This is a genomic window from Mesorhizobium sp. P2_D5 (assembly GCF_056404355.1).
In genome coordinates this window covers 153,678-178,664 of record NZ_JBFUEE010000002.1, presented here as the reverse complement: position 1 = coordinate 178,664, position 24,987 = coordinate 153,678, and the positions used below count along the sequence as shown (strand labels likewise).

The window sequence follows — 24,987 nt, the reverse complement described above, 5'->3', positions numbered from 1 at the left end:
TGGCCAATGCAGGCGACCTGTCGTCCTCGGCCTTGAGAGAATTGATCTGGAAGTCAGAGCGCGGCGACGATCGCCTTGCCGCACTCGACGGTGTTTGCAGCGCCGCCGAGATCGCGCGTGCGCAGCGAAGGCTCGGCCAAAACGGTCTCGATGGCCGATACGATCCCGGCAGCCGCTTCAGCATGTCCGAGGTGGTCAAGCATCATCGCCGCCGACCAGATCTGCCCCACCGGATTTGCGATCCCCTGCCCGGCAATATCCGGTGCCGAGCCATGGACCGGTTCGAACAGAGATGGAAAATTGCGGTCCGGATTGATGTTGGCGCTCGGCGCGATGCCGATCGTTCCCGTGCAGGCCGGACCGAGATCGGAAAGAATGTCGCCGAAAAGGTTCGATGCGACGACCACATCGAACCAATCGGGGTGAAGCACGAACTGCGCCGTCAGGATGTCGATGTGATATTTGTCCCAGCGCACGTCGGGGAAGGCCTTCGCCATTTCCTCTACGCGTTCGTCCCAATAGGGCATGCTGATCGAGATGCCGTTCGACTTGGTCGCCGAGGTGAGGTGTTTGCGCTTGCCTTTGGCGGCAAGCTCGAATGCGAACTTCAGCACGCGATCGACACCGATGCGCGTCATGACCGTTTCCTGCACAACCACTTCTCGCTCGGTGCCCGGGAAGATACGACCGCCGATCGATGAATACTCGCCTTCGGTGTTCTCGCGCACGACCCAGAAATCGATATCGCCGGGACCACGGCCGACGAGCGGGCTCGGAACGCCGGGCATCAGGCGCACCGGCCGCAGATTGACGTACTGATCGAACTCGCGCCTGAACTGGAGAAGCGACCCCCACAGCGACACGTGATCGGGCACGCCGGCCGGCCAACCGACGGCGCCAAAGAAGATCGCGTCATGCGATCCGATCTTGTCCTTCCAGTCTTCCGGCAGCATCCGGCCGTGACGGGCATAGTAGTCGTAAGAGGCGAAATCGAACCAGTCGAACGACAGCCCGATGCCGAAGCGTGACGCGACCTTTTCCAGAACGCGTACGCCTTCGGGTACGACCTCCTTGCCGATCCCGTCGCCTGGGATGACCGCGATGCGGAAACTGTTGGATTGTGTCATTTTGCTTTCCAGGCTGATCGACGGGAATTGCTCAGGCTGCGGCCTCTTCGCGCTGCGTGTCCTTGCGGCGCGCAAGCTGGGCCGCGAGGCGGACTGCGTTTTCCAGTGCACCTGTCGATGCACTTCCCTTGCCAACGATGTCGAAGGCGGTTCCGTGCGCCGGCGTGGTGAACACGGTCTCCAGCCCGGCCGTGACGGTCACGCCGCGGTTGAAGCCGCGCAGCTTGGTCGCGATCTGCCCCTGGTCGTGGTACATGGCGACGACGCTGTCATACTCGCCCGCGAAGGCCTTGATGTAGATGGTGTCGGCCGGGAAAGGCCCCTTGCAGTCGATGCCGGTTGCCGCGGCGACCTTGACCGCCGGTCCGATCAGGTCGATTTCCTCACGGCCAAACAGCCCGTTCTCGCCGGCATGAGGGTTAAGGGCCGCAACGGCGATGCGCGGTTTGTCCATACCGGCGCGCTGCATGGTGCGGTTAACCAGTTCGATCGCCTCGATGATGCTGTCATGGGTGATCTGATCGAGAGCCGTGCGCAGCGACACGTGCGAGGTGACCCGCGACATCCATTGACCGTCGAGCACGTTCATCTCGGAGAAATAGCCTTTGTGTCCCAACAGATGAGCAAACATCTTGTGCTCATCGGGAAATTTCCAGCCGCCGGCATGAAGCGCTGCCTTGTTCAGCGGCGCGAAGGTGATGCCATCGACGTCGCCTTTCATCGCCAGCCGCACCGCCTCGGCCAAGGTGTCCCCTGTCAGCTTGCCCGACTCCGGTGAAACCACGCCGCGCGGCAAGGCCGCGGGGTCGATGTTGCCGAGGTCGATAAGAGGTATTTCGGCTGCACCCCAGTCGATGGATGCAACATCCGGGACGGTCTTGAGCGAAAGCGCTACGCCAGCGTCGCGCGCGCCCATCTCCAGGACACGCCGGTCGCCAAGAACGACAATGCGCGCCACGTCGGAGAGCCTGCCGTCCGACAGCACGCGAGCAACGAGCTCCGGGCCGATACCGGTCATATCACCAAGCAGCAAGGCCAGACGAGGCAGGGGTGAAGCGGTTTTGCGCGAGGATTTATCTGGATTTTCCATGGACATGCCCCCTTCGGCTCAACGGTGGTGAGGCCACCCGAAATCGGCCGCGCAAGGCTGGCTTCGTGACCGCTTTGAAGCCATGTTGCGCCGCATCCAAGAAAAGTCAACTGAAAATTGTTGACAGTATTCAATTTGAAGGCGAGGCTAAGGGTGACCTTATCTGGAGAGCACCATGGACAGCCAACACGCCTCGGAAGTCGCCGCCGCATCCTCTATGCCGCCCTTGGAAAGCAAGCATGGAAGCCTGATGGAGGGATTCTCCTACAGGAGGATCAAGACCAGGGGCGCCGAGATCAATGTCGCCGTCGCGGGATCAGGCCCACCATTGCTGCTTGTTCATGGCAACCCGTTGACGCATGTCAGCTGGCATCGCATCGCGCCTTCCCTGGCAAAATCCTTCACGGTGGTCGCCATCGACCTGCGCGGCTATGGCGACAGCTCGAAACCCGACGGCGGTGCGGACCATGCCGCCTACAGCTTCCGCGCCATGGGCGAAGACGCCTTCGATGTGATGAGCGCGCTTGGCTTTGAAAAGTTCGCGCTTGCTGGCCATGACCGCGGTGCCCGCGTCGGGTTTCGGATGGTGCTCGATCAGCCCGCCAGGATCACCCGTTTCTGCGCACTGGATATCATCCCGACCTACCATCTCCTGACCAACGTCACCCTTGGATGGGGGTTGGAGAGCTATCATTGGTTCTTCATGGCGCAGAAGGCGCCCTTCCCCGAGAAGCTGATCTGTGCCGACCTCGACTACTACATCAACTATAAGCTCAACAAGAAAGGCGTGGGCCTGGAGATATTCACGCCGGAAGCCTTCAAGGAGTATGCCCGCTGCACCACGCCTGAGCAGATCCACGCCGTGTGCGAGGACTACCGCGCGACCGTGACGCTCGACCTCGCCATGGACACAGCCGATTTCGGCAAGAAGACGATCCAGTGCCCGGTCATGGTGATCTGGGGCAGCAACAGCCATGTTGGCCGTCACCTGACGCCTATTGAAGCTTGGACGCCCTGGGCGCCGGACCTCAGGGGCTGGGCCATTCCGACAGGTCACTATCCAGCCGAGCACCGGCCTGATCTGGTCTATGAGAGTTTCTGGACCTTCTTCAACGGCGTTGAGCCGACCCCATATCGCTCCTGATACGGCACCTTGGCCTTCTTGCGTCAGAGCTTCTGCTCTGACGCCCTTCTGAAGGCAGCTTCTCCCCCACGCGGTTCCACGTCCCAATCTTCGCCAGTCCGGCTTGTGATCCCGAGCATCGAGATGATCCGGAGCATCGAGAAAATCCATCCCATGTCGCCAGGCGGCGTGCCGTGTGAGACTTTGCTCTCGATCAATGAATGCCCAATCTGGTTTGAGTACGCTGTCAGGACGTCGATTGAACGGTTCGCTTCAACAAGGTTGTTCGAACGTTCGGGGCGAGAATGACCACCGGTTCGGCCAAGCATGGTGGGGAGTGGTTTGCCCTTCTAGTTCTTCCGACGAATTGACAGTGTGACGATCGAAAGCGGAAAAGCGGACGCAATGACAGCTTAGCCCTGTCTCGCAGTTGACCTGATCCAGGGCCTGAAAGGGAGGTTTGGGAGGATAAGCATGGGCGAGGATCTATCCGGTCATCATGCCGACCGCATTCAGGCCGCGATCGCTTCGGACGCCGCGGCGAAGTCCGCTCTGGTTGCCTCCTGGCGACGGTCTTCCAATTTGCATCGGCTCGATCCGACCGACTGCAGCCCCCCACGCTATCTTACAGAGGCGGAATTCGGAGAGGCCCGGCAACGCAGCGAGCCGCTCGTCCGTGCTGCCCAATCGAGTCTGGACCGGCTCTATCTTGCCGTGGGTGGCGTCGGGTGCTGCGTCCTTCTCGCCGATCGTGACGGCGTGCCGGTCGAACGGCGCGGCGCCCCGGTGGATGACGAGACTTTTCATTCCTGGGGCTTGTGGACCGGCTCCGTCTGGAACGAACAGAGCCAGGGCACCAACGGGATCGGCACCTGCCTGGTCGAACAGCGCGCACTGACAATCCATCGCGACCAGCATTTTCATACGCGCAACACGGGGCTCAGTTGTACCACCGCTCCCATCTACGATCACCAGGGGGATCTTGTGGCCGCGCTTGACGTGTCTTCCTGCCGGGCCGATCTGACTGAAGCCTTCGCCAATCTTATCTCGGTGGCCGTGGTCGACGCGGTGCGTCGGATCGAGGCGGAGAACTTCAGGATGGCATTCCCGAAGGCGCGAATTCTGCTGGCGCCGGTGACCGACAGAGGTTCGGGCGCGCTGATCGCGGTTGATGCGGACGACCTTGTGGTCGGCGCGACCCGTTCGGCCCGCCTGGCGCTTGGAATTACGCAACAGTGTCTCGACAGGCCGATGCCCGCCGCAGATCTGCTTGGTTGGGGCGAGAGCGGTCCCAAAGTCCTCGCCGAGGCTGAACGCGGCGTGCTGCAGCGGGCGCTAGCGCGAGCAGACGGAAATGTCTCGGCTGCGGCCCAGGCGCTGGGCATCAGCCGGGCGACGCTGCACCGCAAGCTCAACCGCCTGGATGTCCACAGGCCTCACTGACCTTCCGAAATCCTCGCATGACTGTCGCAATTCTGCGACACATGCCGCCCGCCCGCTGTCCTCGGCACGGTGACAATAGCGACGGAAATCGCAAGTCTCCCTTCCCAAGCGTCGCATTCCGCGGCGTCAGCTCTGGGAGGAAGACACATGAACAAGGTAGAATTCTCACGCTCGGTCAAGGCGCCCTTCGACAAGCGTTACGGCAATTTCATCGGCGGCAAATGGGCCGAGCCGCGCTCCGGCCGCTACTTCGAAAACCACTCGCCGGTGAACGGCCAGCTGCTGTGCGAGGTGGCGCGTTCGGATGCGCACGACATCGAGGCAGCGCTGGACGCCGCGCACGCCGCCAAGGACGCCTGGGGGCGCACCAGCGTCGCCGAGCGCTCGCTTATCCTCAACCGCATCGCTGATCGCATGGAGGAAAACCTCGATCTCCTCGCATGCGCCGAAACCTGGGACAACGGCAAGCCGATCCGTGAAACGACCGCCGCCGACCTGCCGCTCGCCATCGACCATTTCCGCTATTTCGCCGGCGCCGTGCGCGGCCAGGAAGGCAGCCTTTCCCAGATCGACGACGATACCGTCGCCTATCATTTCCACGAGCCGCTTGGCGTGGTCGGCCAGATCATCCCGTGGAACTTCCCGCTGCTGATGGCCTGCTGGAAACTTGCTCCCGCGCTTGCAGCCGGAAACTGCGTCGTGCTGAAGCCTGCCGAGCAGACACCGGCGGCCATCCTGCTCTGGGCCGATCTTGTCGGCGATCTGCTGCCGCCAGGCGTGCTCAACATCGTCAACGGTTTCGGCCTCGAGGCCGGCAAGCCGCTCGCGTCCTCGCCGCGCATTGCCAAGATAGCCTTTACCGGCGAGACCACGACGGGCCGGCTGATCATGCAATATGCCAGCCAGAACCTGATCCCCGTCACGCTGGAACTGGGCGGCAAGTCGCCCAACATCTTCTTCAAGGATGTTGTCGCCGAGGACGATGACTTCTTCGACAAGGCGATCGAAGGCTTCGTCATGTTCGCGCTGAACCAGGGCGAAGTCTGCACCTGCCCAAGCCGTGCGCTCATCCATGAATCGATCTACGACACCTTCATGGAACGCGCCCTCAAGCGCGTCGAGGCGATCGTGCAGGGCGATCCGCTTGACCCGGCGACGATGATCGGTGCCCAGGCCTCGTCCGAGCAGCTGGAAAAAATCCTGTCCTATATCGACATAGGCCGCCAGGAAGGCGCCGAGGTGTTGACCGGCGGGTCACGTAACGTCCTGCCCGGCGATCTGGCGGGTGGCTATTACGTCAAACCGACGGTGTTCAAGGGCCACAACAAGATGCGCATTTTCCAGGAGGAGATTTTCGGACCGGTGGTTTCGGTCACGACCTTCAAGGACGACGACGACGCGCTGGCTATAGCCAACGATACGCTCTATGGCCTTGGCGCCGGCGTCTGGACGCGTGACGGCAACCGCGCCTATCGCTTCGGCCGTGCGATCCAGGCCGGCCGCGTCTGGACCAACTGCTACCACGCCTATCCCGCGCATGCGGCCTTCGGCGGCTACAAGCAGTCCGGCATCGGCCGAGAGACCCACAAGATGATGCTCGACCACTACCAGCAGACCAAGAACATGCTGGTCAGCTATAGCCCGAAGAAGCTCGGCTTCTTCTGATCCCTTGTTTGGCTCACAGCGCGGCTCCGCGAGGGGCCGCGCCCCATCCTGAATCCGGAAAAGACCATGCATGCGAAGGTCACGGCGACGCCGGCAGCCCTTGAACTGATCGCGGAGATCGTTGCCGAGCATGGACCGGTGGTGTTCCACCAATCCGGCGGCTGCTGCGACGGTTCTTCGCCTATGTGTTATCCGCGTGCCGGTTTCATCGTCGGCGACCATGATGTGCTGCTCGGCCACATCGAAGACGCGCCCTTCTACATCGGAGCTTCGCAATTCGAGGCCTGGAAGCATACCGATCTCATTATCGACGTAGTGCCTGGTCGCGGCGGCATGTTCTCGCTCGACAACGGACGGGAGAAGCGGTTCCTGACGCGGTCGACGATCTGCGCCGTTCATAGGTGATGAGGGTGCATCGGGCTGCTTCCTCTTTGTCCCAGCGCAACGAGCATCCCGGAAATCAGATGCAGCATGTCCGCTTCCAAGCGTGGGCAAGCGGCATGAAACGCAAATTCAGCGACGATGCGACGATGGACGAAATCATGCACCGGTCGCCGGCGGCCATCCGGGTGGTGCTCCAGCACGGCATGCTTTGCGTCGGCTGCCCGATTGCTTCGTTCCATACAGTTTCCGACGCGGCACGCGAGCACGATCTGAACGAGGAACAACTCGGCTCCGATTTGCGGGCCGCGATCGAAAGCACCAACCCTGACTAACTTTTCTCGGCGCGGCCTTCCGCGATCAGAAGGAGCCGGTGAGGTTCGACTACGGTCACCCTCTGGCGTCCACTTTTGACCAATCCCTGGTCTTCCCAGGCCGAGAGCAACCGGCTCACCGTATGGAGCGTTGTTCCCGTCATCTCAGCAATGTCCTGACGAGAGATCGGGAAGTCGATCAGGATTCCTTCCTCTGTCTTCCTGCCAGCCTGCTTGACCAGCTTGAGCATCGCATGGGCGACGCGCTGTTCCACCTGTTCTGTGGCCATCTCGATGACGCGCGTATGAGCGTCCTGCAGCCTGGTGCCCACGGCTTTGTAGGTGTTGGCACTGAAGCTCGGGAAATTTGCTGCGAAGGTCGGCCATAGATGGCTTGCCCAGGCAAGAACCACGCAATCGACGGCTGCGATTGCATTTGCCGGATAGGTGGTGCGGCCAAGCGCGTGGGCGATGCCCATCAACTCGCCCGGACTTATGTACCGCACAGTCACCTCGTGACCGTCCGGGGTTGATTTCACGACGCGCACATGTCCGTCGAGCAGCAGGAAAAAGGAATGTGCATCCTGCTCCTGCTCGAACACCGGCTGGTCCTTGGCGATCCGGAGCGACCTGGCCTGGCCAACGATGCGGTCGAGATCCGTGGCGGCGACGCCCTCAAAGACAGAAAGCCCTGCAATCAGCGAGCGATCGAGGCTAACCAACTCTGTCCCCTCCCGAATTCGACCGCGGCCAATGCATCCAAGCCGGTCTGCCGAAGAGTGTTCTCACGACGCCTGATGCGGGGCAAGGGGCGCATGCTTTGGCTCTCGTCCATGCGCCACGCCAAACGAGAAGCTCCAAGGATGTTTTTGCTCATGAGTTTGCGCCAGCGCAAATCGCCAAGCCGCCTGGCGGCCTAGAAGAAGGCAACGGTTGAAGCCGTGACGAACTCAAGAAAAGGATTTCCAAATGAAACTGCCACTGATCGCCGCGGCCATCGCCCTGCTCTCCGTCGCCGGTGCCGCGAATGCCGAAGAACACGTCGTGCAGATGCTGAACAAGGGCGAGAAAGGTTCGATGGTCTTCCAGCCCGCCTTTGTTCGGGCAGTGCCCGGAGACACGATCAAATTTGTGCCGACCGACAAATCGCACAATGCCGAGAGCATCAAAGGAATGATCCCGGACGGTGCTGAAGCTTTCAAAGGGAAGCCCAGCGAAGAAGTAATCGTGACCCTCACCAAGGAGGGCGTCTATGGCGTCAAGTGTGCTCCACATTACGGCATGGGCATGGTTGCGCTGATCGTGGTCGGCAAGCCCGCCAACCTGGAAGCGGCGCAGGCCGTCAAGCAGGTCGGCAAAGCCAAAACCGTGTTTGCCGGACTGTTTGCCGAAGCGACCAAGACTGCTTCGAACTGAGCCTTTTCCAGGATGCCCTCCGGTTGGCGATCTTCCGGAGGCAGAGGCCGGACAGACCGAGGGGAGCGGTCTGGTCCGGCCTATTTCATATGGGTCACGATTGGCAGTCCGCGACACGATCCTCCCGTCCCCAGCGGTTGCCTTATCCAAGGTTGCTGATCTGGAGCTGGCAGTCAGTGAACCTCGGCCGGCCGGGCTCGGCTACTCGCCCCGTCAATCGAGCAACGCAACAAATGAAATCGGATTTGCGCCAGCGCAAAGACGTGGCCCGCGAGCAGACTATTCTTGGGGCATCAGATGGGTGAACAAAGGAGATGGAAATGCTTACGAGACGAGAAGCTTTGTTAGGTTCTGTCCTTACCGCGGCCGCAGCCGCGGCCGTTGTTGCAATGCCGGTTGTGGCAAGTGCAGCCGAAGTTGCAAGTTTACCGCGCGAAAAGGTCACCCTCGTCGCGCCGCCGTTCGTCCACGCTCATGACCAAGTGGCCAAGGGCGGTCCAAAGGTCGTCCAATTCACCATGACGATCGAGGAGAAGCCGACGATCATCGATGCCGACGGCACGCAGCTCAATGCGATGACTTACAACGGATCGATTCCGGGCCCTCTGATGGTCGTGCATCAAGACGACTATATCGAACTGACGCTGATCAATCCCGAGACCAATACGCTTGCCCATAATATCGATTTCCACGCCGCCACCGGCGCGCTTGGCGGCGGCGGCCTGACCCTGGTCAATCCTGGCGAACAGGTCACGCTGCGCTTCAAGGCGACGCGCACGGGGACGTTCGTCTACCACTGTGCGCCTGGCGGCGCGATGATCCCGTGGCATGTCGTGTCGGGGATGAGCGGAGCAGTGATGATACTGCCGCGCGACGGCCTCAAGGACGACAAGGGCAAGCCCGTTCGCTATGACCGCATCTTCTACATCGGCGAGAACGATTTCTACGTCCCCCGCGACGAGCGGGGGAAATTCAAGAAATACGAAACAGCCGGCGACAATTACGATGATACGGTCAAGGTCATGCGCGGGTTGATCCCCACCCATGTCGTGTTCAACGGCAAGGCGGGATCGCTGACTGGCGACAACGCGATGAAGGCGAAGGTCGGCGAAACGATATTGATCGTTCATTCGCAGGCCAATCGTGACACACGCCCGCACCTGATCGGCGGCCATGGCGACTTTGTCTGGGAACAGGGCAAGTTCGCCAACCCTCCGGCCAAGGACCTGGAAACCTGGTTTATCCGCGGCGGGTCGGCTGGGTCGGCGCTCTACACGTTCCGGCAGCCAGGCATCTACGCGTATGTGAACCACAATTTGATCGAGGCGGTGGAACTTGGTGCAACCGCGCACTTTGTCGTCGACGGAACCTGGGACGACGATCTGATGATGCAGGTCGAAGCACCCAAGCCGATCGCCTCGTAAACGGGAGATCCGATCTTCAGTGCAACCTTGCGGCGGAGCCAAAAGGTTGCACGTGCGGCCGGACTTGGTGCCATGCCCTTCGATCCTGTCTTCGCATTCGGAACAACTGCGGCTGCCGCACTGATCGGCTTGGGCATAACCAATGCGCTCGACAGGGCTCCTTTGGATTTGCCGACACCGGTCGCCGTGAGCGAACTTGTGGTCCTGGGACCCGGCTCGTTCGATCACCCACAGCCTGGGGAATTCCTCAAGCAGAACCATTCCGTCGCAGCCCCCGTCGTGCGGGAAACCATCGATGCGCCGTTGGAAATCATGAAATACCAGGTAAGCGTTTCGGACTATGGACGCTGCGTGGCGGACGGTGCCTGCAAGCCCGCCGACTCGCGCGAGATCGGCAACGTGCCGGTCACCGGCATCAGCCACATCGATGCCGAGGCCTATGCGACCTGGCTGTCAGCCCGCACAGGCGAGGCATGGCGGCTGCCCACGGATGTGGAGTGGGCTTACGCCGCCGGCGAACGGTTCAAAGGTGACATCGACGGTGGCGAAAGCGACCCGAACAACCCGGCGCGACGGTGGCTGACACAGTATCGCCAGGAGGCCGCGCTCGGACGCAAACCTGATCCCGAGCCGCGAGCTCAAGGCGCCTTCGGCACCAATTCAAAGGGCCTGTCGGACATTGCAGGCAATGTCTGGGAATGGACCTCGACATGCTATTCGCACGCCACGATAGGCAGCGATGACAAGCGCACCGCGAGTTCGATCGACAATTGTGGAGTGCACGCCGTGGAGGGCTTCCACCGCACCTATATGTCGAACTTCATTCGGGACGGTAAGAGCGGCGGCTGCGCCGTAGGAACGCCACCCGACAATCTGGGTTTCCGGCTTGTACGCGACCGGACAGGTTTCTTTCAAACCACCATTCGCAGCTTGGGATTGACCTGACTGCAGCAGAATCAAGAGTGCACGAATGACTTCAAAATCCGCTCCGGTTGACCGGGCACGTCCTGTCGCGGAACAGGCTCTGAACCATAACGGCGTTGATCGAATTTCGATCGGAAAACTGGTCCGCGAATTCTATGCAAAGGTCAGACAGAACGAGCGTCTCGGTCCGATTTTCGCGCGCGAAATCACCGGGGATTGGGAGCCTCATCTCGAGAAAATGACGGACTTCTGGTGTTCTGTCGTCCTCAAGAGCGGCGACTATCACGGACGCCCGGTGCCGGCGCACCTCAAGCTCAAGGATGTCACCGAGGCCGATTTCGATATCTGGCAGGCCCTCTTCGGCCAGACGGCGGCCGAACTCTTCGCCCCGGAAACGGCGGCGGTGTTTGTCGACAGAGCCGAGCGGATCGCGGCAAGTCTGAAGCTGGCGATGTTCTTTCGCATTGGTCCCGCCGCGCCAGGCGCACGCCAATAGGCGAACTTGGCGAAACCCGACCGATTGCTTCAAGGCTCGAAAGGCCAGCGCCAGGTTTGATTTTACGCAAGGAAAGCGTCCCTCGCGGCTTCTAGTTTCCTCGCATGGCTCTCAACCTCTTCGTCGGCACGATCGTCATAAGCCTGACGGTCGTCATTCACACCTTCGGCCTCATTGCCGTCACCCGTGCGATGGGACATCTGGTGGCGCGATTTCGCATGCATGGTCGGCGAAGCCGGGTCGTTGCAATGATCAGCGTGGTGATGGGCCTTTTTGCCGTCATGACAGCCGAGGTCTGGTTGTGGGCGGGCGTGTACCGCCTGCTCGGCGTCCTGCCCGACTTCGAGACCGCGCTGTATTTTTCAACCATCACCTTTTCGACCGTCGGCTATGGCGACGTGGTGCCGGCCCATGATTGGCGCGTGCTAGCGGCGCTGGAAGGCGTGAACGGCTTTCTTCTGCTCGGCTGGTCGACCGCCTATCTGATCGCGGCCGGAACGCGCATCGGCCCGTTCAGGGCTGGCGAGCACTTTTGACCGGGTGGACACTCAGACCGCTACCGAATGCCTGGCCTTGCCGGCTTCAAGATATTTGTCGAACTTCGCCGCAATGCTTCTCACAAAGGGGCGACTTTCGGCCGGCACGACGAAGCTGTCGCCATCGAGTTCAAGCAATCGCCCAGGACCATCAAGAGCAGTGGAACTTGCCTTGAGCAGAAGCCTTTGACCAGCATCGCCAAAGCGCTCTACCAGTTCGATCGCCGAGAAGGCGAAATCGCACATCAGCCTCTCGATGATCCAGCCGCGAACGCGGTCGTCGTCGGAAAGTGCGATACCGCGGACGGCCGCCAGCCCACCGTCGGAGACCATGCGCCCATACTCGGCGGTCGACGGCATGTTCTGCGCATAGCCTTGGCGAAATTGACTGATGGACGACGGGCCGAGGCCGATCAGTGTTTCGCAGCGATCCTCCGTGTAGCCTTGGAAATTGCGGCGCAAGCAGCCGGTTCTGGCCGCTACGGCCAACGCATCGTTGGGCTTGGCGAAGTGGTCGAAGCCGACGGCTTCATATCCCGCGTTCAGCATAAGACAAGCGGCCAGTTGTGATTGAGCAAACCGCTCCGCCGGACCCGGCAACCATGCCTCGTCGATCATCGTCTGGTGCTTCTTGAACCAGGGCACATGTGCGTAGCCGAACAATGCCATCCTGTCCGGTTCCAGGGTCAACGCCTGCGCGACGGTGGAGGACACGCTCTCCCTGGTCTGGTGCGGCAGGCCGTAGAGCAGGTCCAGATTGACCGATTCGACACCGCGCGTGCGAACGCCGTCGACGACCGCTTTGGTCTGCAAAAAGCTCTGCTCGCGATTAATTGCCTTTTGCACCTTCGGGTCAAAATCCTGGACCCCGAGGCTCGCCCTAGTCATGCCGATCTCGGCAAGCGCATCGAGGCGGGCGTCATCCATATCATTGGGATCGATTTCGACGCTGATCTTGGCGTCCGGAAGAAAATCGAAGCTGGCCCGCAATGCTTTCCCTACCTCCACCATGTCCTCGGGCTTCAGCATCGTCGGAGAGCCGCCACCGAAGTGGACGGCGCGCACGCCGGCCTTGCCACCGACAATGCGGGCGATAGTGGCGATCTCGGCATGCAAAGAGCGAAGATAGGCCGCTACGGGGTCATAGTGACGTGTCTGCTTTGTGTGGCAGGCGCAGAACCAGCAGAGCCTGTCGCAGTAGGGAATATGCAGATAAAGGGAAATCTCATCGCCATTCCCGAGCGCCTCCAGCCAGCCTCGACAGACAGTGGCATCGACCCCCGGATGGAAATGCGGCGCGGTCGGATAGCTCGTGTAGCGCGGCACGTTCTCGCCAAGCCTGGCAGCTAGTTCCGGTCGCATGTCGCCATCCCTTGTGTTTGCATGGCCAGGAAAATGGCCGCGACGGGACGCCAATGCCTTGATTTCGGTCAAAGCCCTTGCACCGGACAAACTGCCACAAGGCGTTTTCAATTGGCCGATGCTATCTTGCCGATACTCTGGATCCTCGGACGATCGTGATGACAGTGCGTGAGGATATTCATAGCGCCGGCATTCCTGTGCTTTGCCAATCATGCGAGGCAAGGCATCGCGGCGTTTGCGGTGCCCTCGACCCCGACCAATTGGTTGGGCTCGCCAAGACCTCGTCAAGGCACAGTGTCGAGCCGGGCAGCGAACTGATCGGCGACGCCGAAACCGTCGACAGCTACTCGAACGTGCTTTCCGGGGTGGTGAAGCTGACGAAGAGCCTTTCGGACGGACGCCAGCAGATCGTCGGCCTCCAGTTCGCGCCGGACTTTCTGGGACGACCTTTCAAGGTGGAAAGCGAGATCAACGCGGAAGCGGCGACCGCTGTCTCCCTTTGCTCGTTTCCGAAGACGGCGATCGAACGGATGATGAAGCAATCGCCGGAGCTCGAGCATCGCCTGCTCAAGCAAACGCTGAACGAACTCGACGAGGCGCGCGACTGGATGGTGACGCTGGGACGCAAGACCGCTGCGGAAAAAGTGGCGAGCTTTCTGCTGATGATTGCCAGAAACATCGATCCCACGCTCGATCCAGCCACCAACGCGACGAGCTTCGACCTGCCGCTCACGCGCGCCGACATCGCCGACTTCCTCGGCCTGACGATCGAAACCGTGAGCCGCCAATTGACCCGGCTGCGGACAGACGGCGTGATCCGGATCGACAACAACCGCCATGTGACGGTGGACAGCCTCACCCGGTTGGCGAGCCGCTCTGGCGCCTAGAGCCGGATGATTTCAGGTCGAATCGACCTGAAATCATCCGGCCCTAAATGAAAGCGATAGAGGATTTCGACCGAAAACCGCCTCACACTTTTCGGCATCACGCTCTAGTCCCGGTCGACGATCCCGATCATCGGCAGGACGTGCTCACGTTCAAACGCGATGTGCCGGCGCAAGTTCTCGAACAGGCCGCGCAACATGAAGCCGATGGTTTCGGGATTCTCGCCTGTCTCACCATGACCGATGGCCAATAATATTTCGGTCACCTCACTGGCAAAGCATTCGTCTTCCACATGTTCGGCCCGCAATCGCCGGGTTGTGGCAAGGTTCGTACCGCTGCCGGTCAAAGCGGCATCGTAGGCGGGAAAGATGACCGTCTCTTCGTATTGATGAATGTTGCGCAGCAGCGGAACGATCGCGTTGGCCGTGCCGAGACATTTCAGACGATCGACCCTGGGCAAGGCGTCTGCAATTCTCTCCAGGGCATCGCAGAGCTGCAGCTTTTCCCTGTGCGCGCGCTTCATCACCGCGGCCGGGACCGCTTCTCTGCAGGATCGATCGGCTGGTGAGGGATTTTCATCGCCTGCTCCGAACAGCGACGTTCCCGGTCCTTTCGTCTGGCTCAACGGCGGCCCCCGGTTGGTTTGCAAGACCACGCTGCCCAATCCGAAAGCGCTGAGCTTTGACATGGATCAAGGCGGTGACACTACGGCTGAGGAATTGGTGTCCAGGCGGATTGGCGTCCGCGCATCGGAATCCGAGGTCGGGGACATGTCATGAAATTCGGCACACAAATCTTCGCTTTGGCCCTTTTTACATTTGCGGCTCTGGTGGCCGCTGGCTTCGGTGTGGACGAGCCCTTCCGGCAGCACATGTGGGTGCTGTTTTTTGTGCTGCTCGGTTTTGTCGCCGTCCTCATCCGCAACACGAGTTTTGAAGCTGCCGCTCCCATCGACGCATCCGCTTACATGGATGGGCCAGTCCGTTACGGCGCCATAGCCACCATGTTCTGGGGCGTCGTCGGCATGCTGGTCGGCGTGGTCATCGCGCTGCAGCTCGCCTACCCCGATCTCAACATCCAGCCCTGGTTCAATTTCGGCCGTTTGCGGCCGCTGCATACGTCGGGCGTGGTCTTTGCTTTCGGCGGCAACGCGCTGCTTTGCACGTCTCTTTATGTCGTGCAGCGCACCTGCCGCGCGCGGCTTTTCGGCGGCGATCTCGCCTGGTTCGTGTTCTGGGGTTACCAGCTCTTCATCGTCATGGCCGCGACCGGCTATCTGCTCGGCATCACCGAGAGCCGCGAATACGCCGAACCCGAATGGTACGTGGATATCTGGCTGACCATCGTCTGGGTCGCCTATCTCGTCCTGTTCCTCGGCACGATCCTGAAGCGCAAGGAACCGCATATCTACGTCGCCAACTGGTTTTACCTGTCCTTCATCGTGACCATCGCGATGCTGCATGTGGTCAACAACCTGTCGATGCCGGCCTCCTTCCTGGGCTCCAAGAGCTATTCCGCCTTTTCCGGGGTGCAGGACGCGCTGACGCAGTGGTGGTACGGCCACAACGCCGTCGGCTTCTTCCTCACCGCTGGGTTCCTCGGCATGATGTATTACTTCGTGCCCAAGCAGGCGAACCGGCCGGTCTACTCCTACCGGCTGTCGATCATCCATTTCTGGGCGATCATCTTCCTCTACATCTGGGCCGGTCCGCATCATCTGCACTATACCGCCCTGCCCGACTGGGCGCAGACGCTCGGCATGGTGTTCTCGATCATGCTGTGGATGCCGTCATGGGGCGGCATGATCAACGGCCTGATGACGCTGTCGGGCGCCTGGGACAAGCTCCGTACCGATCCGATCATCCGCATGATGGTGATGGCCATCGCCTTCTACGGCATGTCGACCTTCGAGGGGCCGATGATGTCGATCAAGACGGTCAACTCGCTGTCGCACTATACCGACTGGACCATCGGCCACGTCCATTCCGGTGCGCTCGGCTGGGTCGGCATGATCTCGTTCGGCGCGATCTACTACATGGTGCCGAAGCTCTGGAACCGTGAACGCCTCTACTCGCTGCGGCTGGTCACATGGCACTTCTGGCTGGCGACGCTCGGCATCGTCGTCTACGCGGCGGTGATGTGGGTGTCCGGCATCATGCAGGGCCTGATGTGGCGCGAATACGACGAGCAGGGCTTCCTGGTCTACTCCTTCGCCGAAACCGTCGCCGCCATGCATCCCTATTATGTCATGCGCGCCATCGGCGGGGCCATGTACCTCTCCGGTGCCCTGATCATGGCCTGGAACATCACCATGACCATCCTCGGATACCAGCGCGCGGAAGAGCCGATGCCGGGCTCCGCACCCTCCCTGCAGCCTGCCGAATAAGGAAGCCAGAGAATGAGCCTGATGGACAGACATGCACTCATCGAGAAGAACGCCACGCTTCTTCTCGTTGGCTCTCTTCTTGTGGTGACCGTAGGCGGCATCGTCGAGATCGCGCCGCTCTTCTATCTCGACAACACGATCGAGAAGGTGGAGGGCATGCGGCCTTACTCGCCGCTCGAACTTGCGGGACGCAACATCTATGTGCGCGAGGGCTGCTACCTCTGCCATAGCCAGATGATCAGGCCTTTCCGTGACGAGGTCGAGCGCTACGGCCACTACAGCCTGGCGGCAGAGTCGATGTACGATCACCCTTTCCAATGGGGATCGAAGCGCACCGGACCGGACCTCGCCCGGGTTGGCGACCGTTACTCGAATTTATGGCACGTCGAGCACCTTGCCGATCCACGTTCGGTCGTCCCGGAATCGATCATGCCGAGCTACGCGTTCCTCAAAGACGCGCCGATCGACGTGAAGGACTTCTCGACGCATCTGGTCGCCAACAGGCGGGTCGGCGTCCCCTACAGCGATGACATGATCACTCACGCCAATGCCGATCTGATGGCGCAGGCCGATCCCAACGCCGACACATCCGGCCTCGAAGCCCGCTATCCCAAAGCCAAGATCGGCGACTTCGACGGCAACCCGCAACAGGTGACCGAAATGGATGCCCTGGTTGCCTATCTGCAGATGCTCGGCACGCTGGTCGATTTCAAGAACTACGACGAAGCCGCCGGCTACCGCTGAGGAGTCTTATCCATGGATTACAATTTGATGCGAGAGTTTGCCGACAGCTGGGGTCTGGTCGCGATGGCGCTGTTCTTTGTCGGCGCTATCGGCTTCGCGCTCCGCCCCGGCAGCCGCAAGCTGGCCGACGAAGCCGCCCGGATTCCCCTTGAGGACGAGTGATCATGAGCGACGAGCACATCGACGAAATCTCTGGCGTCTCGACCACCGGCCACGAATGGGATGGCATCCGGGAGCTGAACAACCCGCTTCCGCGCTGGTGGGTCGTCACATTTTACGTCACCATCGTCTGGGCGATCGGCTACACCATCGCCTATCCGGCATGGCCTCTGCTGCACTCGGCAACCAAGGGCGTGCTTGGCTATTCCAGCCGCAACGAGGTCAAGAACGAACTGACCGCTGCTGAAGCCGCCAAGGGCAAGTATGTCGCGGCGGTGGAGTCCAAGAGCGTTTCGGAGATTGCCGCGGACGACACCTTGCGCGAGTTCGCGGTCGCTGCCGGTGGCGCCGCATTCAAGGTCAATTGCGTGCAATGCCATGGCTCCGGCGCCCAGGGCTCCAGGGGCTTTCCCAATCTCAACGACGACGATTGGCTCTGGGGCGGCAAGGCCGAGCAGATCCAGCAGACGATCACGCACGGCATCCGCTTCGCGTCCGATCCGGATACGCGCCTGTCGGAAATGCCTGCCTTTGGCGACATCATAACCGCTGACCAGATCGCTCAGGTGAGCGCCTACGTGGCCAGCCTTTCCGGCAAGGTCCAGGACGCAAGCCTGATCGCGCCCGGCGCCAAGGTCTTTGCCGAAAACTGCGTCTCCTGTCACGGCGACAACGCAAAAGGCAACAAGGAACTCGGGGCTCCAGATCTGACCGACGCAATATGGCTCTATGGCTCCGGCGAAACAGCCATCGCCGCTCAGGTTCGCGCGCCGAAGCAGGGGGTAATGCCAGCCTGGGGCGCACGCCTGGGCGAAACCAAGGTCAAGGAACTGGCGGTCTACGTTCATTCGCTTGGCGGCGGAGAATAGGAAGCGGGGGGCTATTCTCATCCCTTCACCGCCCGAGCGACGAGGCCCGGCATGTCCGGGCCTCGGTTTGTTTCGGCAACCCGGTTTGACTTGCATCAACGCGCGTGGCGCTGCCCTGCGGCAAGACTTCCCTACGCTGGCGGCCCAGGCATGGGCAGATTGCCGCCCGCGCGAGTGGAGGTGCATGTGCTGGACAATACGCAGGTAGAACGGCTCGAAGCCGAGGCGGTCAACTCCGCCAAAGTGCGCCAGCCGATGTATGCCGCGCGCAAGAAGATCTTCCCCAAGCGAGCCTCGGGCAGCTTTCGCCAGTTCAAATGGCTGGTGATGGCGATCACGCTCGGCATCTACTATTTGACCCCGTGGTTGCGATGGGATCGTGGTCCGTTTGCTCCGGACCAGGCCGTGCTGCTCGATCTCGCCAACCGCCGCTTCTACTTCTTCTTCATCGAGATCTGGCCGCAGGAATTCTACTATGTGGCCGGCCTGCTGGTCATGGCCGGCGTCGGTCTTTTCCTGGTCACATCCACGGTTGGCCGTGCCTGGTGCGGATATACATGCCCGCAGACCGTATGGGTCGATCTGTTTCTGGTCGTCGAGCGGGCCATCGAGGGCGACCGCAACGCGCGCATGAAGCTCGATGCCGGGCCGTGGACCGCCCGCAAACTCGTGCTGCGGGTATCGAAGCACGCCATCTGGCTGGTCATCGGTGCGGCGACCGGCGGCGCCTGGATCTTCTATTTCGCCGATGCGCCGACGCTGGTCGGCGAGCTTTTCACCGGCACTGCGGCACCCGTCGCCTACATCACCGTCGCCGTGCTGACGGCGACGACCTATACGTTCGGCGGGCTGATGCGCGAGCAGGTCTGCACCTATATGTGCCCATGGCCGCGCATCCAGGCAGCCATGCTGGACGAAAGTTCGCTCACCGTCACCTACAATGACTGGCGCGGCGAACCGCGCTCGCGTCACGCCAAGAAGGTGCAAGCAGCAGGGCAGCCCGTAGGCGACTGCGTCGACTGCAATGCGTGCGTCGCTGTCTGCCCGATGGGGATCGACATTCGCGACGGCCAGCAGCTCGAATGCATCACCTGCGCGCTTTGCATCGACGCCTGCGACGGCGTCATGGACAAGCTTGGCAAGGAGCGCGGGCTGATCTCTTACGCAACGCTCTCCGACTACAACGCCAATATGATGCTGGCGACCGCGGGCGGCTCCGGTTCAGTCAATCCGTCGCTGGTCAGGACCGCTGATGGCCTGTTCTCCGACAAGGTGGCCCATTTCCATATTCGCAAGATCTTTCGCCCGCGCACGTATGTCTACATGGGCTTGTGGTCACTGATCGGACTGGGCCTGCTCTATTCGCTGCTGACGCGCGACAGGCTCGAAGTCAACGTGCTGCATGACCGCAATCCGCAATTCGTCACGCTGTCCGACGGTTCGATCCGCAACGGCTACACCGTCAAGCTGCTCAACATGATCCCCGAGCCACGGACGATCGTCGTCACCATGCAAGGCTTGCCAGGGGCTGAAATGAGCGTGGTCGGCGACGACATCCCGGCAGGTCGTTCCTTCGCCATTCCGGTCGAGCCCGACCGCCTGAAGATGCTGAAGGTCTTCGTGCGCCAGCCGGTCGATCAGATCCGCGGCATAGCGCAGACCTTCAAGTTCCGTGTCGAGGACAAGGCGAGTTTCGAGACAGACGAATACACGGCCACTTTCAACGCGCCGGAGACCGCCAGATGAGCGCGAATACGCAGAAATCCCGCGAATTCACCGGCAGGCACATGTTGGCCATCATCCTTGCCTTTTTCGGGGTGGTGATCGCGGTCAATCTGACCATGGCGACGCTCGCCAACACGAGCTGGACCGGCCTTGTCGTCGAAAACACCTATGTGGCGAGCCAGCAATTCAACAAGCAGGCCGAGGAGGGTCGCGCGCAGGCAGCGCTCGGCTGGACCGGCAAGCTTGCCATCGCGTGGGGCGAAGTTCGCTACGGGCTCACCGACTCCACAGGCAAGCCTGTTCCCTTGCACGGCGTCAAGGTGCTGTTTCGCCATCCCGCCTACGAGAAAGAGGACAAGGCCGTCACGCTCGCGCTCGCCTCCGGCCAGGAGTTTGCCGCGCAGCACATGCCGAAGGACGGCGTCTGGATCGTCGAGATCGACGCCGATGCCGGTCTGGCGAAACCCTATCGCGACGTCCGCAGGATCATGATTTCCCATGGAGCGCTGCAATGAGCTGTTGTGCGCCGGGCGCTGAAATGGCGCTGGATGTCTCGAGCACCACATCGGTCCTGCCATCTAGCGAGGAGATCCGGCTGGCGAGCCGATCGCTTGGCGATGACCTTCGTCTGACCGATCTTTCCGTGCCGACGGTTCATTGCGCAGCCTGCATCCAGACGATCGAGACGGCGTTGGGAAAACTTGAGCGCGTCGAGGGCGCTCGTGTCAACCTGTCGACGAAACGGGTCTCGGTCCGGTGGCGTGGGGACGAGGTTCCACCGTTCGTCGCCGCGATTGGGCGGCTCGGCTACCAGGCGCATCTCTTCGCTCCCGAGGCCGACGCGAAGGACAGGATGCTTTCGGAGTTGATCCGCGCCGTCGCGGTTGCCGGGTTCGCGGCGGGCAACATCATGCTGCTTTCGGTCTCTGTCTGGTCTGGTGCCGAAGGCGCGACCCGCGACCTGTTCCACTGGGTCTCGGCGCTTATCGCCATCCCTGCCCTCGCCTTCGCCGGCGGCATCTTCTTCCGCTCGGCCTGGAATGCGTTGCGCCACGGCCGCATGAACATGGACGTGCCCATCGCGGTCGGGGTGTCGCTCGCCTACGCCATGAGCCTCTATGAGACGATCAACCATGGCGATCACGCCTATTTCGATGCGTCGGTGTCGCTGCTGTTCTTCCTGTTGATCGGCCGCACGCTGGATCATGTCATGCGGGAACGTGCTCGGACCGCCGTGAAAGGCCTCTCGCAGCTGGCGGCGCGTGGTGCAATGGTCCTGCGCAGCGATGGTGCACGCGATTACCTGCCGGTTGGCGACATCGAACCAGGCATGCTGCTGCTGATCGCAGCCGGCGAAAGGATACCCGTCGACGGCAAGATCGTTCAGGGGGCGTCGGATCTCGACTGCTCGCTGGTTTCCGGCGAGAGCACGCCGAAAACGGTGGCGTCGGGGGAACGGGTTCAGGCCGGTACGCTCAATCTCACCGGCTCGCTGACGATCGAAGCGACAGCCGCCGCGAAGGATTCGTTCCTGGCGGAAATGGTTCGGCTGATGGAGGCCGCCGAGGGCGGCCGGGCGCATTATCGCCGGATCGCCGATCGCGTTTCGGCGCTCTATGCCCCTGTGGTTCACCTGACCGCCTTCGTGACGTTCCTTGGCTGGATGGCGGCAACCGGCGACTGGCATAGGGCGAGCACCATCGCCATTGCTGTTCTAATCATCACATGCCCGTGCGCGCTCGGCCTCGCCGTGCCGATCGTTCAGGTGGTCGCCGCGCGGCGCCTGTTCGAGAACGGCATCATGGTCAAGGACGGTTCGGCCCTGGAGCGCCTGGCGATGATCGATACAGCGGTGTTCGACAAGACCGGAACGCTCACGCTTGGACAGCCCCGGCTCGTCAATGCGTCGTCGATCGACCCAGCCATGCTGGCAATCGCCGCAGACATGGCCGCGCATTCGCGTCATCCGTTTTCGAAGGCCATCGCCGGATTTGCCTCTCCTGGCAGGCAACAAAAATTCGATGCCGTCACCGAGCATCCCGGGTTTGGGATCGAAGCTGCCGACTCCGGAGCTATCTGGCGGCTGGGCCGACGCGGATGGGCCGGATGGAAGGCCCGGACCGGCGGCGAAGGCAAGCATGGCTATGGCGGAACGGTCCTGACGAAAGACGGCATCATCGTCGCCACCTTCGATTTCGAGGATGCGCTGCGTGCCGACGCCAGGGCGGCAGTCGAGCGATTGAACGATGTCGGGATGTCGGTGCAAATGCTGTCTGGCGATACCGCAGGGGCCTGCGCCGAAGTCTCGAAAATTCTGGGTGTCGGCGACTTCGTTGCGTGCCTGCTGCCGTCCGGCAAGGTCGAATGCATCGAGACCCTGGCGAAAGACGGACACAAAGTCCTGATGGTTGGCGACGGCCTCAACGACACGCCTGCGCTGAGCGCGGCGCATGTCTCGATCGCACCGGCGACCGCAGCCGACATTGGCCGCAACGCGGCGGACTTCGTATTCCTGCGCGAAAGCCTTCTGGCCGTGCCTCTCGCACTGAACGTCTCGCGGAAAGCCGGGCGGCTGATACGCCAGAACATCGCGATCGCGATCGTCTACAATGCCGTCGCCGTGCCGATCGCAATCCTGGGACAGGTCACGCCATTGATTGCGGCGATCGCCATGTCCGCCTCCTCGCTGCTGGTTATTGGAAACGCGCTACGGCTGCAGGGCTTTGGGCCGCACACTCCAGCAAAAAGCACCGCGGCCGACAGGCGCGCCGGCTTTGGTGCACTGGCACGATCCTCATGACGACGCTCGTCTACCTCATACCTGTGGCGCTGTTCCTCGGCGCGCTCGGGCTGGCCGGCTTCCTGTGGGCCTTGAGGAGCGGTCAATACGAGGACCTCGACGGGGCGGCGGAACGGATACTCATCGACAGGGACGACAAGTCAAATTGACGTCCGTCGACGCCGGAGATGACGCAGATCAAGGCATGCCTCACACAAGGCCCCGATAATGATCCGATAGATGTTGGAGGAGGCAGACATGCAAGCCGCAGCCATAATGACCGCTCCGGTCATCGGAATAGAACCAACAGCATCGATCTCCGATGCGGCAGGGTTGATGCTCTCCAAGAAGTTCAGTGGCCTTCCCGTCATTCGCAGCGATGGCACGCTGGTGGGCATTGTCAGCGAGGGCGATTTCCTCCGCCGGGGAGAACTGGGCACCAACCGCAAACGCTCACGCTGGCTGGAGTTTCTTGTGAGCCCCGGAAGAGCCGCTGACGAATATGTTCAAGCCAACGGACGCCGTATCGAGGAGGTGATGACGACGGATGTCGTAACGGCATCGCCGGGCGTATCGCTGCCCGAGATCGTCGAGCTCATGACGTGCCATCGCGTGAAACGCATTCCGGTTGTCGACGACGGGAAAGTCGTTGGCATCATCACCCGTTCCGACATCCTGCGTGCGCTGCTCACCGTCCTGTCGGCCCCTTCGGCAGCCAGGGACGACGAACGGATCCGCCAGGACATCATCGCCGAGCTTGCGAGGCAGAAATGGGCCGGCAAGGACATGATCGACGTGACCGTGGACAAAGGGGTGGTGGAGCTGAGCGGCGCCATCTTCGACGAACGCGAGCGCCAGGCGGCCATTGTCGCCGCCGAAAACGTCGCCGGCGTAAAGGCAGTGAAGGATAGGCTTTTCTGCCCGGGGCCCCTGTCGGTGGTGCTCGTCTCTTAGTTAGCACCAAAGAATTCGCGGACTCCGCATTGCACGACCCGACATTCGAGGCGAAATGTCCGCGTTGACCCTAGATCAAGGCTACCGCTATCAACGGTCGAAGCAGCAACAGGGCGAATAGAACAAGCGCCGCGCCCGCGACTCTGTCTGCTACTTTTTTGCCTCCGTTCAGCCGCCTGCCGAGCAAGATCCACATCGACCCGGTGGCAGCCGTGGTCACCAGGAGCGCGATCCAGAAGAGGCCCAGTTCGTACGGTCCCGCTTCTACCGGCACGATTGCCAGACAATAGATAAAGGCTTTCGGGTTGAGTGAAGTGGTTGCGAGAACCGAAAGGCTATCGCCGCCGTCGGACGCGTTGACCCGGTCGGTGCCTATCAGACGCAGGCCAAGAATTACGAGCCATACAGCTGCGGCCAGCTTGAGCACCTGGATGGCGCCGGACGGCAGCAAGGGTCGCAGCAAAAGCCAGCAGGCCGCTGCGATCCCGTAGCCGCAGGCCTGTGCGACCAGGAGTGTATTTGCCTTCTCGCGCTTGACCGCCCCCGCCATCAGAAGAGCGTTGGTTGGCCCGGGCGCGATAAAGAGCAGAAATGCTTCCAGGAAAAATAGAGTGTCCAAAACTGCCTGGTCCCGTGGATGCAAATGTATCACAGAAGAACTCGGTTTGACGCGTTGACTCTCGTCAGCCCCAAACGTCGAACGGCATTCGCAGACCTCTTTGCTGCAAGCAAGCTATAGGACACTAAATACGCACCAGCCCGTGTCTGGCGCTGAAAGCACTATCGGCGGCCGGCCGCATGCTGCAGCCGTGCGATCAGGTCGCGGTTACGGCAGTAATCCGGCGGATCATCCGCTTGCCGGTGTTCGTCGAGCCAGTTCGAGCATTCATCCTGGTGTCCGCAGGAGCGGCAGCGGTCCACCGCCCGATTTGTAACGGCTGCGTGGTCCGCGACGATCTTCAATTGTCTGTCGACGCCGAGCTTCCGCATCATACGGCCCATCAGGGCTGTCCTTGCGTCCACTGAAATCAGGTAGTCGAGAAAGGTCACGTCGGTCACTCCTATTTCTCAGCCATCTTTCCCAGCCATCATCGCCATGTTGGCGACCACTACATTGATCTCGGTCAACAGCGCGACGCACGCTCGGCCATCGTTCCAGCTTGTGACTGCGTGTGGCGACTTGAA

At 61.3% G+C, this 24,987-nt stretch carries 27 protein-coding genes; 20 read left to right on the top strand and 7 right to left on the bottom strand.

From position 1 onward, the window contains the following. Positions 1 to 53: 53 nt before the first annotated feature. Positions 54 to 1,127 carry a tartrate dehydrogenase gene (locus AC1DYW_RS07775; RefSeq protein ID WP_477225718.1) on the bottom strand — a complete coding sequence of 358 codons (1,074 nt, stop codon included), beginning with the start codon at positions 1,125 to 1,127 and terminating at the stop codon, positions 54 to 56. Between the two features lie 31 nt (positions 1,128 to 1,158). Further along, complete coding sequence (locus AC1DYW_RS07770) at positions 1,159 to 2,217, bottom strand: PdxA family dehydrogenase (RefSeq protein WP_477225717.1); 1,059 nt, start codon at positions 2,215 to 2,217, stop codon at positions 1,159 to 1,161. 175 nt (positions 2,218 to 2,392) lie between these two features. Here AC1DYW_RS07770 and AC1DYW_RS07765 point away from each other — a divergent pair, with 175 nt between their 5' ends. From AC1DYW_RS07765 to AC1DYW_RS07745, 5 genes are all read left to right on the top strand, one after another. Beyond that, entirely contained in the window at positions 2,393 to 3,361 is a 969-nt protein-coding gene (locus AC1DYW_RS07765; protein ID WP_477225716.1) for an alpha/beta fold hydrolase, read from the top strand. A gap of 453 nt (positions 3,362 to 3,814) precedes the next feature. Further along, positions 3,815 to 4,783: a helix-turn-helix domain-containing protein gene (locus AC1DYW_RS07760; protein WP_477225715.1), complete on the top strand. Its 969-nt coding sequence runs from the start codon at positions 3,815 to 3,817 to the stop codon at positions 4,781 to 4,783. Between the two features lie 147 nt (positions 4,784 to 4,930). Next, positions 4,931 to 6,448, top strand: a complete 1,518-nt coding sequence (gene adh, locus AC1DYW_RS07755) for an aldehyde dehydrogenase (RefSeq protein WP_477225714.1) — start codon at positions 4,931 to 4,933, stop codon at positions 6,446 to 6,448. A gap of 66 nt (positions 6,449 to 6,514) precedes the next feature. Further along, positions 6,515 to 6,853, top strand: a complete 339-nt coding sequence (locus AC1DYW_RS07750; RefSeq protein WP_477225713.1) for a DUF779 domain-containing protein — start codon at positions 6,515 to 6,517, stop codon at positions 6,851 to 6,853. A gap of 95 nt (positions 6,854 to 6,948) precedes the next feature. Beyond that, positions 6,949 to 7,164, top strand: a complete 216-nt coding sequence (locus AC1DYW_RS07745; protein WP_477225712.1) for a DUF1858 domain-containing protein — start codon at positions 6,949 to 6,951, stop codon at positions 7,162 to 7,164. Here the strand turns inward: AC1DYW_RS07745 and AC1DYW_RS07740 are convergent. Continuing rightward, positions 7,161 to 7,844: a Crp/Fnr family transcriptional regulator gene (locus tag AC1DYW_RS07740; RefSeq protein WP_477226405.1), complete on the bottom strand. Its 684-nt coding sequence runs from the start codon at positions 7,842 to 7,844 to the stop codon at positions 7,161 to 7,163. The two genes, AC1DYW_RS07745 and AC1DYW_RS07740, sit on opposite strands and share 4 nt — an antisense overlap. Positions 7,845 to 8,112: 268 nt before the next feature. On the opposite strand from AC1DYW_RS07740, the gene AC1DYW_RS07735 reads away from it, so the two are divergent. The 5 genes from AC1DYW_RS07735 to AC1DYW_RS07715 all read left to right on the top strand — a co-directional run bounded on the left by AC1DYW_RS07735 (position 8,113) and on the right by AC1DYW_RS07715 (position 11,939). Next, positions 8,113 to 8,559, top strand: a complete 447-nt coding sequence (locus tag AC1DYW_RS07735) for a pseudoazurin (protein WP_477225711.1) — start codon at positions 8,113 to 8,115, stop codon at positions 8,557 to 8,559. A 320-nt stretch (positions 8,560 to 8,879) separates the two neighbouring features. Continuing rightward, positions 8,880 to 9,983 carry a copper-containing nitrite reductase gene (gene nirK / locus AC1DYW_RS07730; protein WP_477225710.1) on the top strand — a complete coding sequence of 368 codons (1,104 nt, stop codon included), beginning with the start codon at positions 8,880 to 8,882 and terminating at the stop codon, positions 9,981 to 9,983. Between the two features lie 72 nt (positions 9,984 to 10,055). Next, complete coding sequence (locus AC1DYW_RS07725) at positions 10,056 to 10,928, top strand: SUMF1/EgtB/PvdO family nonheme iron enzyme (protein WP_477225709.1); 873 nt, start codon at positions 10,056 to 10,058, stop codon at positions 10,926 to 10,928. Positions 10,929 to 11,145: 217 nt separating this feature from the next. Next, a complete protein-coding gene (locus tag AC1DYW_RS07720; RefSeq protein ID WP_477225708.1) occupies positions 11,146 to 11,403 on the top strand; it encodes a group III truncated hemoglobin in 258 nt (85 codons plus the stop codon). A gap of 104 nt (positions 11,404 to 11,507) precedes the next feature. After that, positions 11,508 to 11,939, top strand: a complete 432-nt coding sequence (locus AC1DYW_RS07715) for a potassium channel family protein (RefSeq protein WP_477225707.1) — start codon at positions 11,508 to 11,510, stop codon at positions 11,937 to 11,939. Between the two features lie 12 nt (positions 11,940 to 11,951). Here the strand turns inward: AC1DYW_RS07715 and hemN are convergent, their stop codons facing one another. Further along, positions 11,952 to 13,301 (bottom strand): oxygen-independent coproporphyrinogen III oxidase, encoded by a 1,350-nt coding sequence (hemN, locus tag AC1DYW_RS07710; protein ID WP_477225706.1) that lies wholly within the window; start codon positions 13,299 to 13,301, stop codon positions 11,952 to 11,954. A 158-nt stretch (positions 13,302 to 13,459) separates the two neighbouring features. Between hemN and AC1DYW_RS07705 the strand changes: the two genes are divergently transcribed. Then, positions 13,460 to 14,188, top strand: a complete 729-nt coding sequence (locus AC1DYW_RS07705; protein ID WP_477225705.1) for a Crp/Fnr family transcriptional regulator — start codon at positions 13,460 to 13,462, stop codon at positions 14,186 to 14,188. Between the two features lie 104 nt (positions 14,189 to 14,292). On the opposite strand, the gene AC1DYW_RS07700 is transcribed toward AC1DYW_RS07705, so the two are convergent. Continuing rightward, complete coding sequence (locus AC1DYW_RS07700; protein ID WP_477225704.1) at positions 14,293 to 14,874, bottom strand: hemerythrin domain-containing protein; 582 nt, start codon at positions 14,872 to 14,874, stop codon at positions 14,293 to 14,295. An 87-nt stretch (positions 14,875 to 14,961) separates the two neighbouring features. On the opposite strand from AC1DYW_RS07700, the gene ccoN reads away from it, so the two are divergent. The 9 genes from ccoN (at position 14,962) to AC1DYW_RS07655 (ending at position 23,802) form a co-directional block, all read left to right on the top strand. Beyond that, positions 14,962 to 16,572 (top strand): cytochrome-c oxidase, cbb3-type subunit I, encoded by a 1,611-nt coding sequence (gene ccoN, locus AC1DYW_RS07695; protein ID WP_477225703.1) that lies wholly within the window; start codon positions 14,962 to 14,964, stop codon positions 16,570 to 16,572. 12 nt (positions 16,573 to 16,584) lie between these two features. Next, positions 16,585 to 17,316: a cytochrome-c oxidase, cbb3-type subunit II gene (ccoO, locus tag AC1DYW_RS07690; RefSeq protein WP_477225702.1), complete on the top strand. Its 732-nt coding sequence runs from the start codon at positions 16,585 to 16,587 to the stop codon at positions 17,314 to 17,316. 12 nt (positions 17,317 to 17,328) lie between these two features. Continuing rightward, complete coding sequence (locus AC1DYW_RS07685) at positions 17,329 to 17,478, top strand: cbb3-type cytochrome c oxidase subunit 3 (RefSeq protein WP_477225701.1); 150 nt, start codon at positions 17,329 to 17,331, stop codon at positions 17,476 to 17,478. A 2-nt stretch (positions 17,479 to 17,480) separates the two neighbouring features. Beyond that, on the top strand, positions 17,481 to 18,344 hold the full coding sequence (gene ccoP / locus AC1DYW_RS07680) for a cytochrome-c oxidase, cbb3-type subunit III (protein ID WP_477225700.1): 864 nt from the start codon (positions 17,481 to 17,483) through the stop codon (positions 18,342 to 18,344). 186 nt (positions 18,345 to 18,530) lie between these two features. After that, positions 18,531 to 20,090, top strand: coding sequence for a cytochrome c oxidase accessory protein CcoG (gene ccoG, locus AC1DYW_RS07675; protein WP_477225699.1), 1,560 nt, complete (start codon positions 18,531 to 18,533; stop codon positions 20,088 to 20,090). Further along, complete coding sequence (locus AC1DYW_RS07670; RefSeq protein ID WP_477225698.1) at positions 20,087 to 20,584, top strand: FixH family protein; 498 nt, start codon at positions 20,087 to 20,089, stop codon at positions 20,582 to 20,584. Before ccoG ends, AC1DYW_RS07670 begins: the two co-directional genes overlap by 4 nt. Continuing rightward, positions 20,581 to 22,869, top strand: a complete 2,289-nt coding sequence (locus AC1DYW_RS07665) for a cation-translocating P-type ATPase (RefSeq protein ID WP_477225697.1) — start codon at positions 20,581 to 20,583, stop codon at positions 22,867 to 22,869. Before AC1DYW_RS07670 ends, AC1DYW_RS07665 begins: the two co-directional genes overlap by 4 nt. Next, entirely contained in the window at positions 22,866 to 23,018 is a 153-nt protein-coding gene (gene ccoS, locus AC1DYW_RS07660; RefSeq protein WP_457153287.1) for a cbb3-type cytochrome oxidase assembly protein CcoS, read from the top strand. Before AC1DYW_RS07665 ends, ccoS begins: the two co-directional genes overlap by 4 nt. 88 nt (positions 23,019 to 23,106) lie before the next feature. Continuing rightward, positions 23,107 to 23,802, top strand: a complete 696-nt coding sequence (locus tag AC1DYW_RS07655) for a CBS domain-containing protein (RefSeq protein ID WP_477225696.1) — start codon at positions 23,107 to 23,109, stop codon at positions 23,800 to 23,802. A gap of 70 nt (positions 23,803 to 23,872) precedes the next feature. Here the strand turns inward: AC1DYW_RS07655 and AC1DYW_RS07650 are convergent, their stop codons facing one another. Both AC1DYW_RS07650 and AC1DYW_RS07645 read right to left on the bottom strand, forming a co-directional pair. Next, positions 23,873 to 24,421, bottom strand: a complete 549-nt coding sequence (locus AC1DYW_RS07650; RefSeq protein ID WP_477225695.1) for a hypothetical protein — start codon at positions 24,419 to 24,421, stop codon at positions 23,873 to 23,875. Positions 24,422 to 24,582: 161 nt separating this feature from the next. Beyond that, entirely contained in the window at positions 24,583 to 24,861 is a 279-nt protein-coding gene (locus AC1DYW_RS07645; protein WP_477225694.1) for a DUF6455 family protein, read from the bottom strand. Positions 24,862 to 24,987 lie beyond the last annotated feature (126 nt).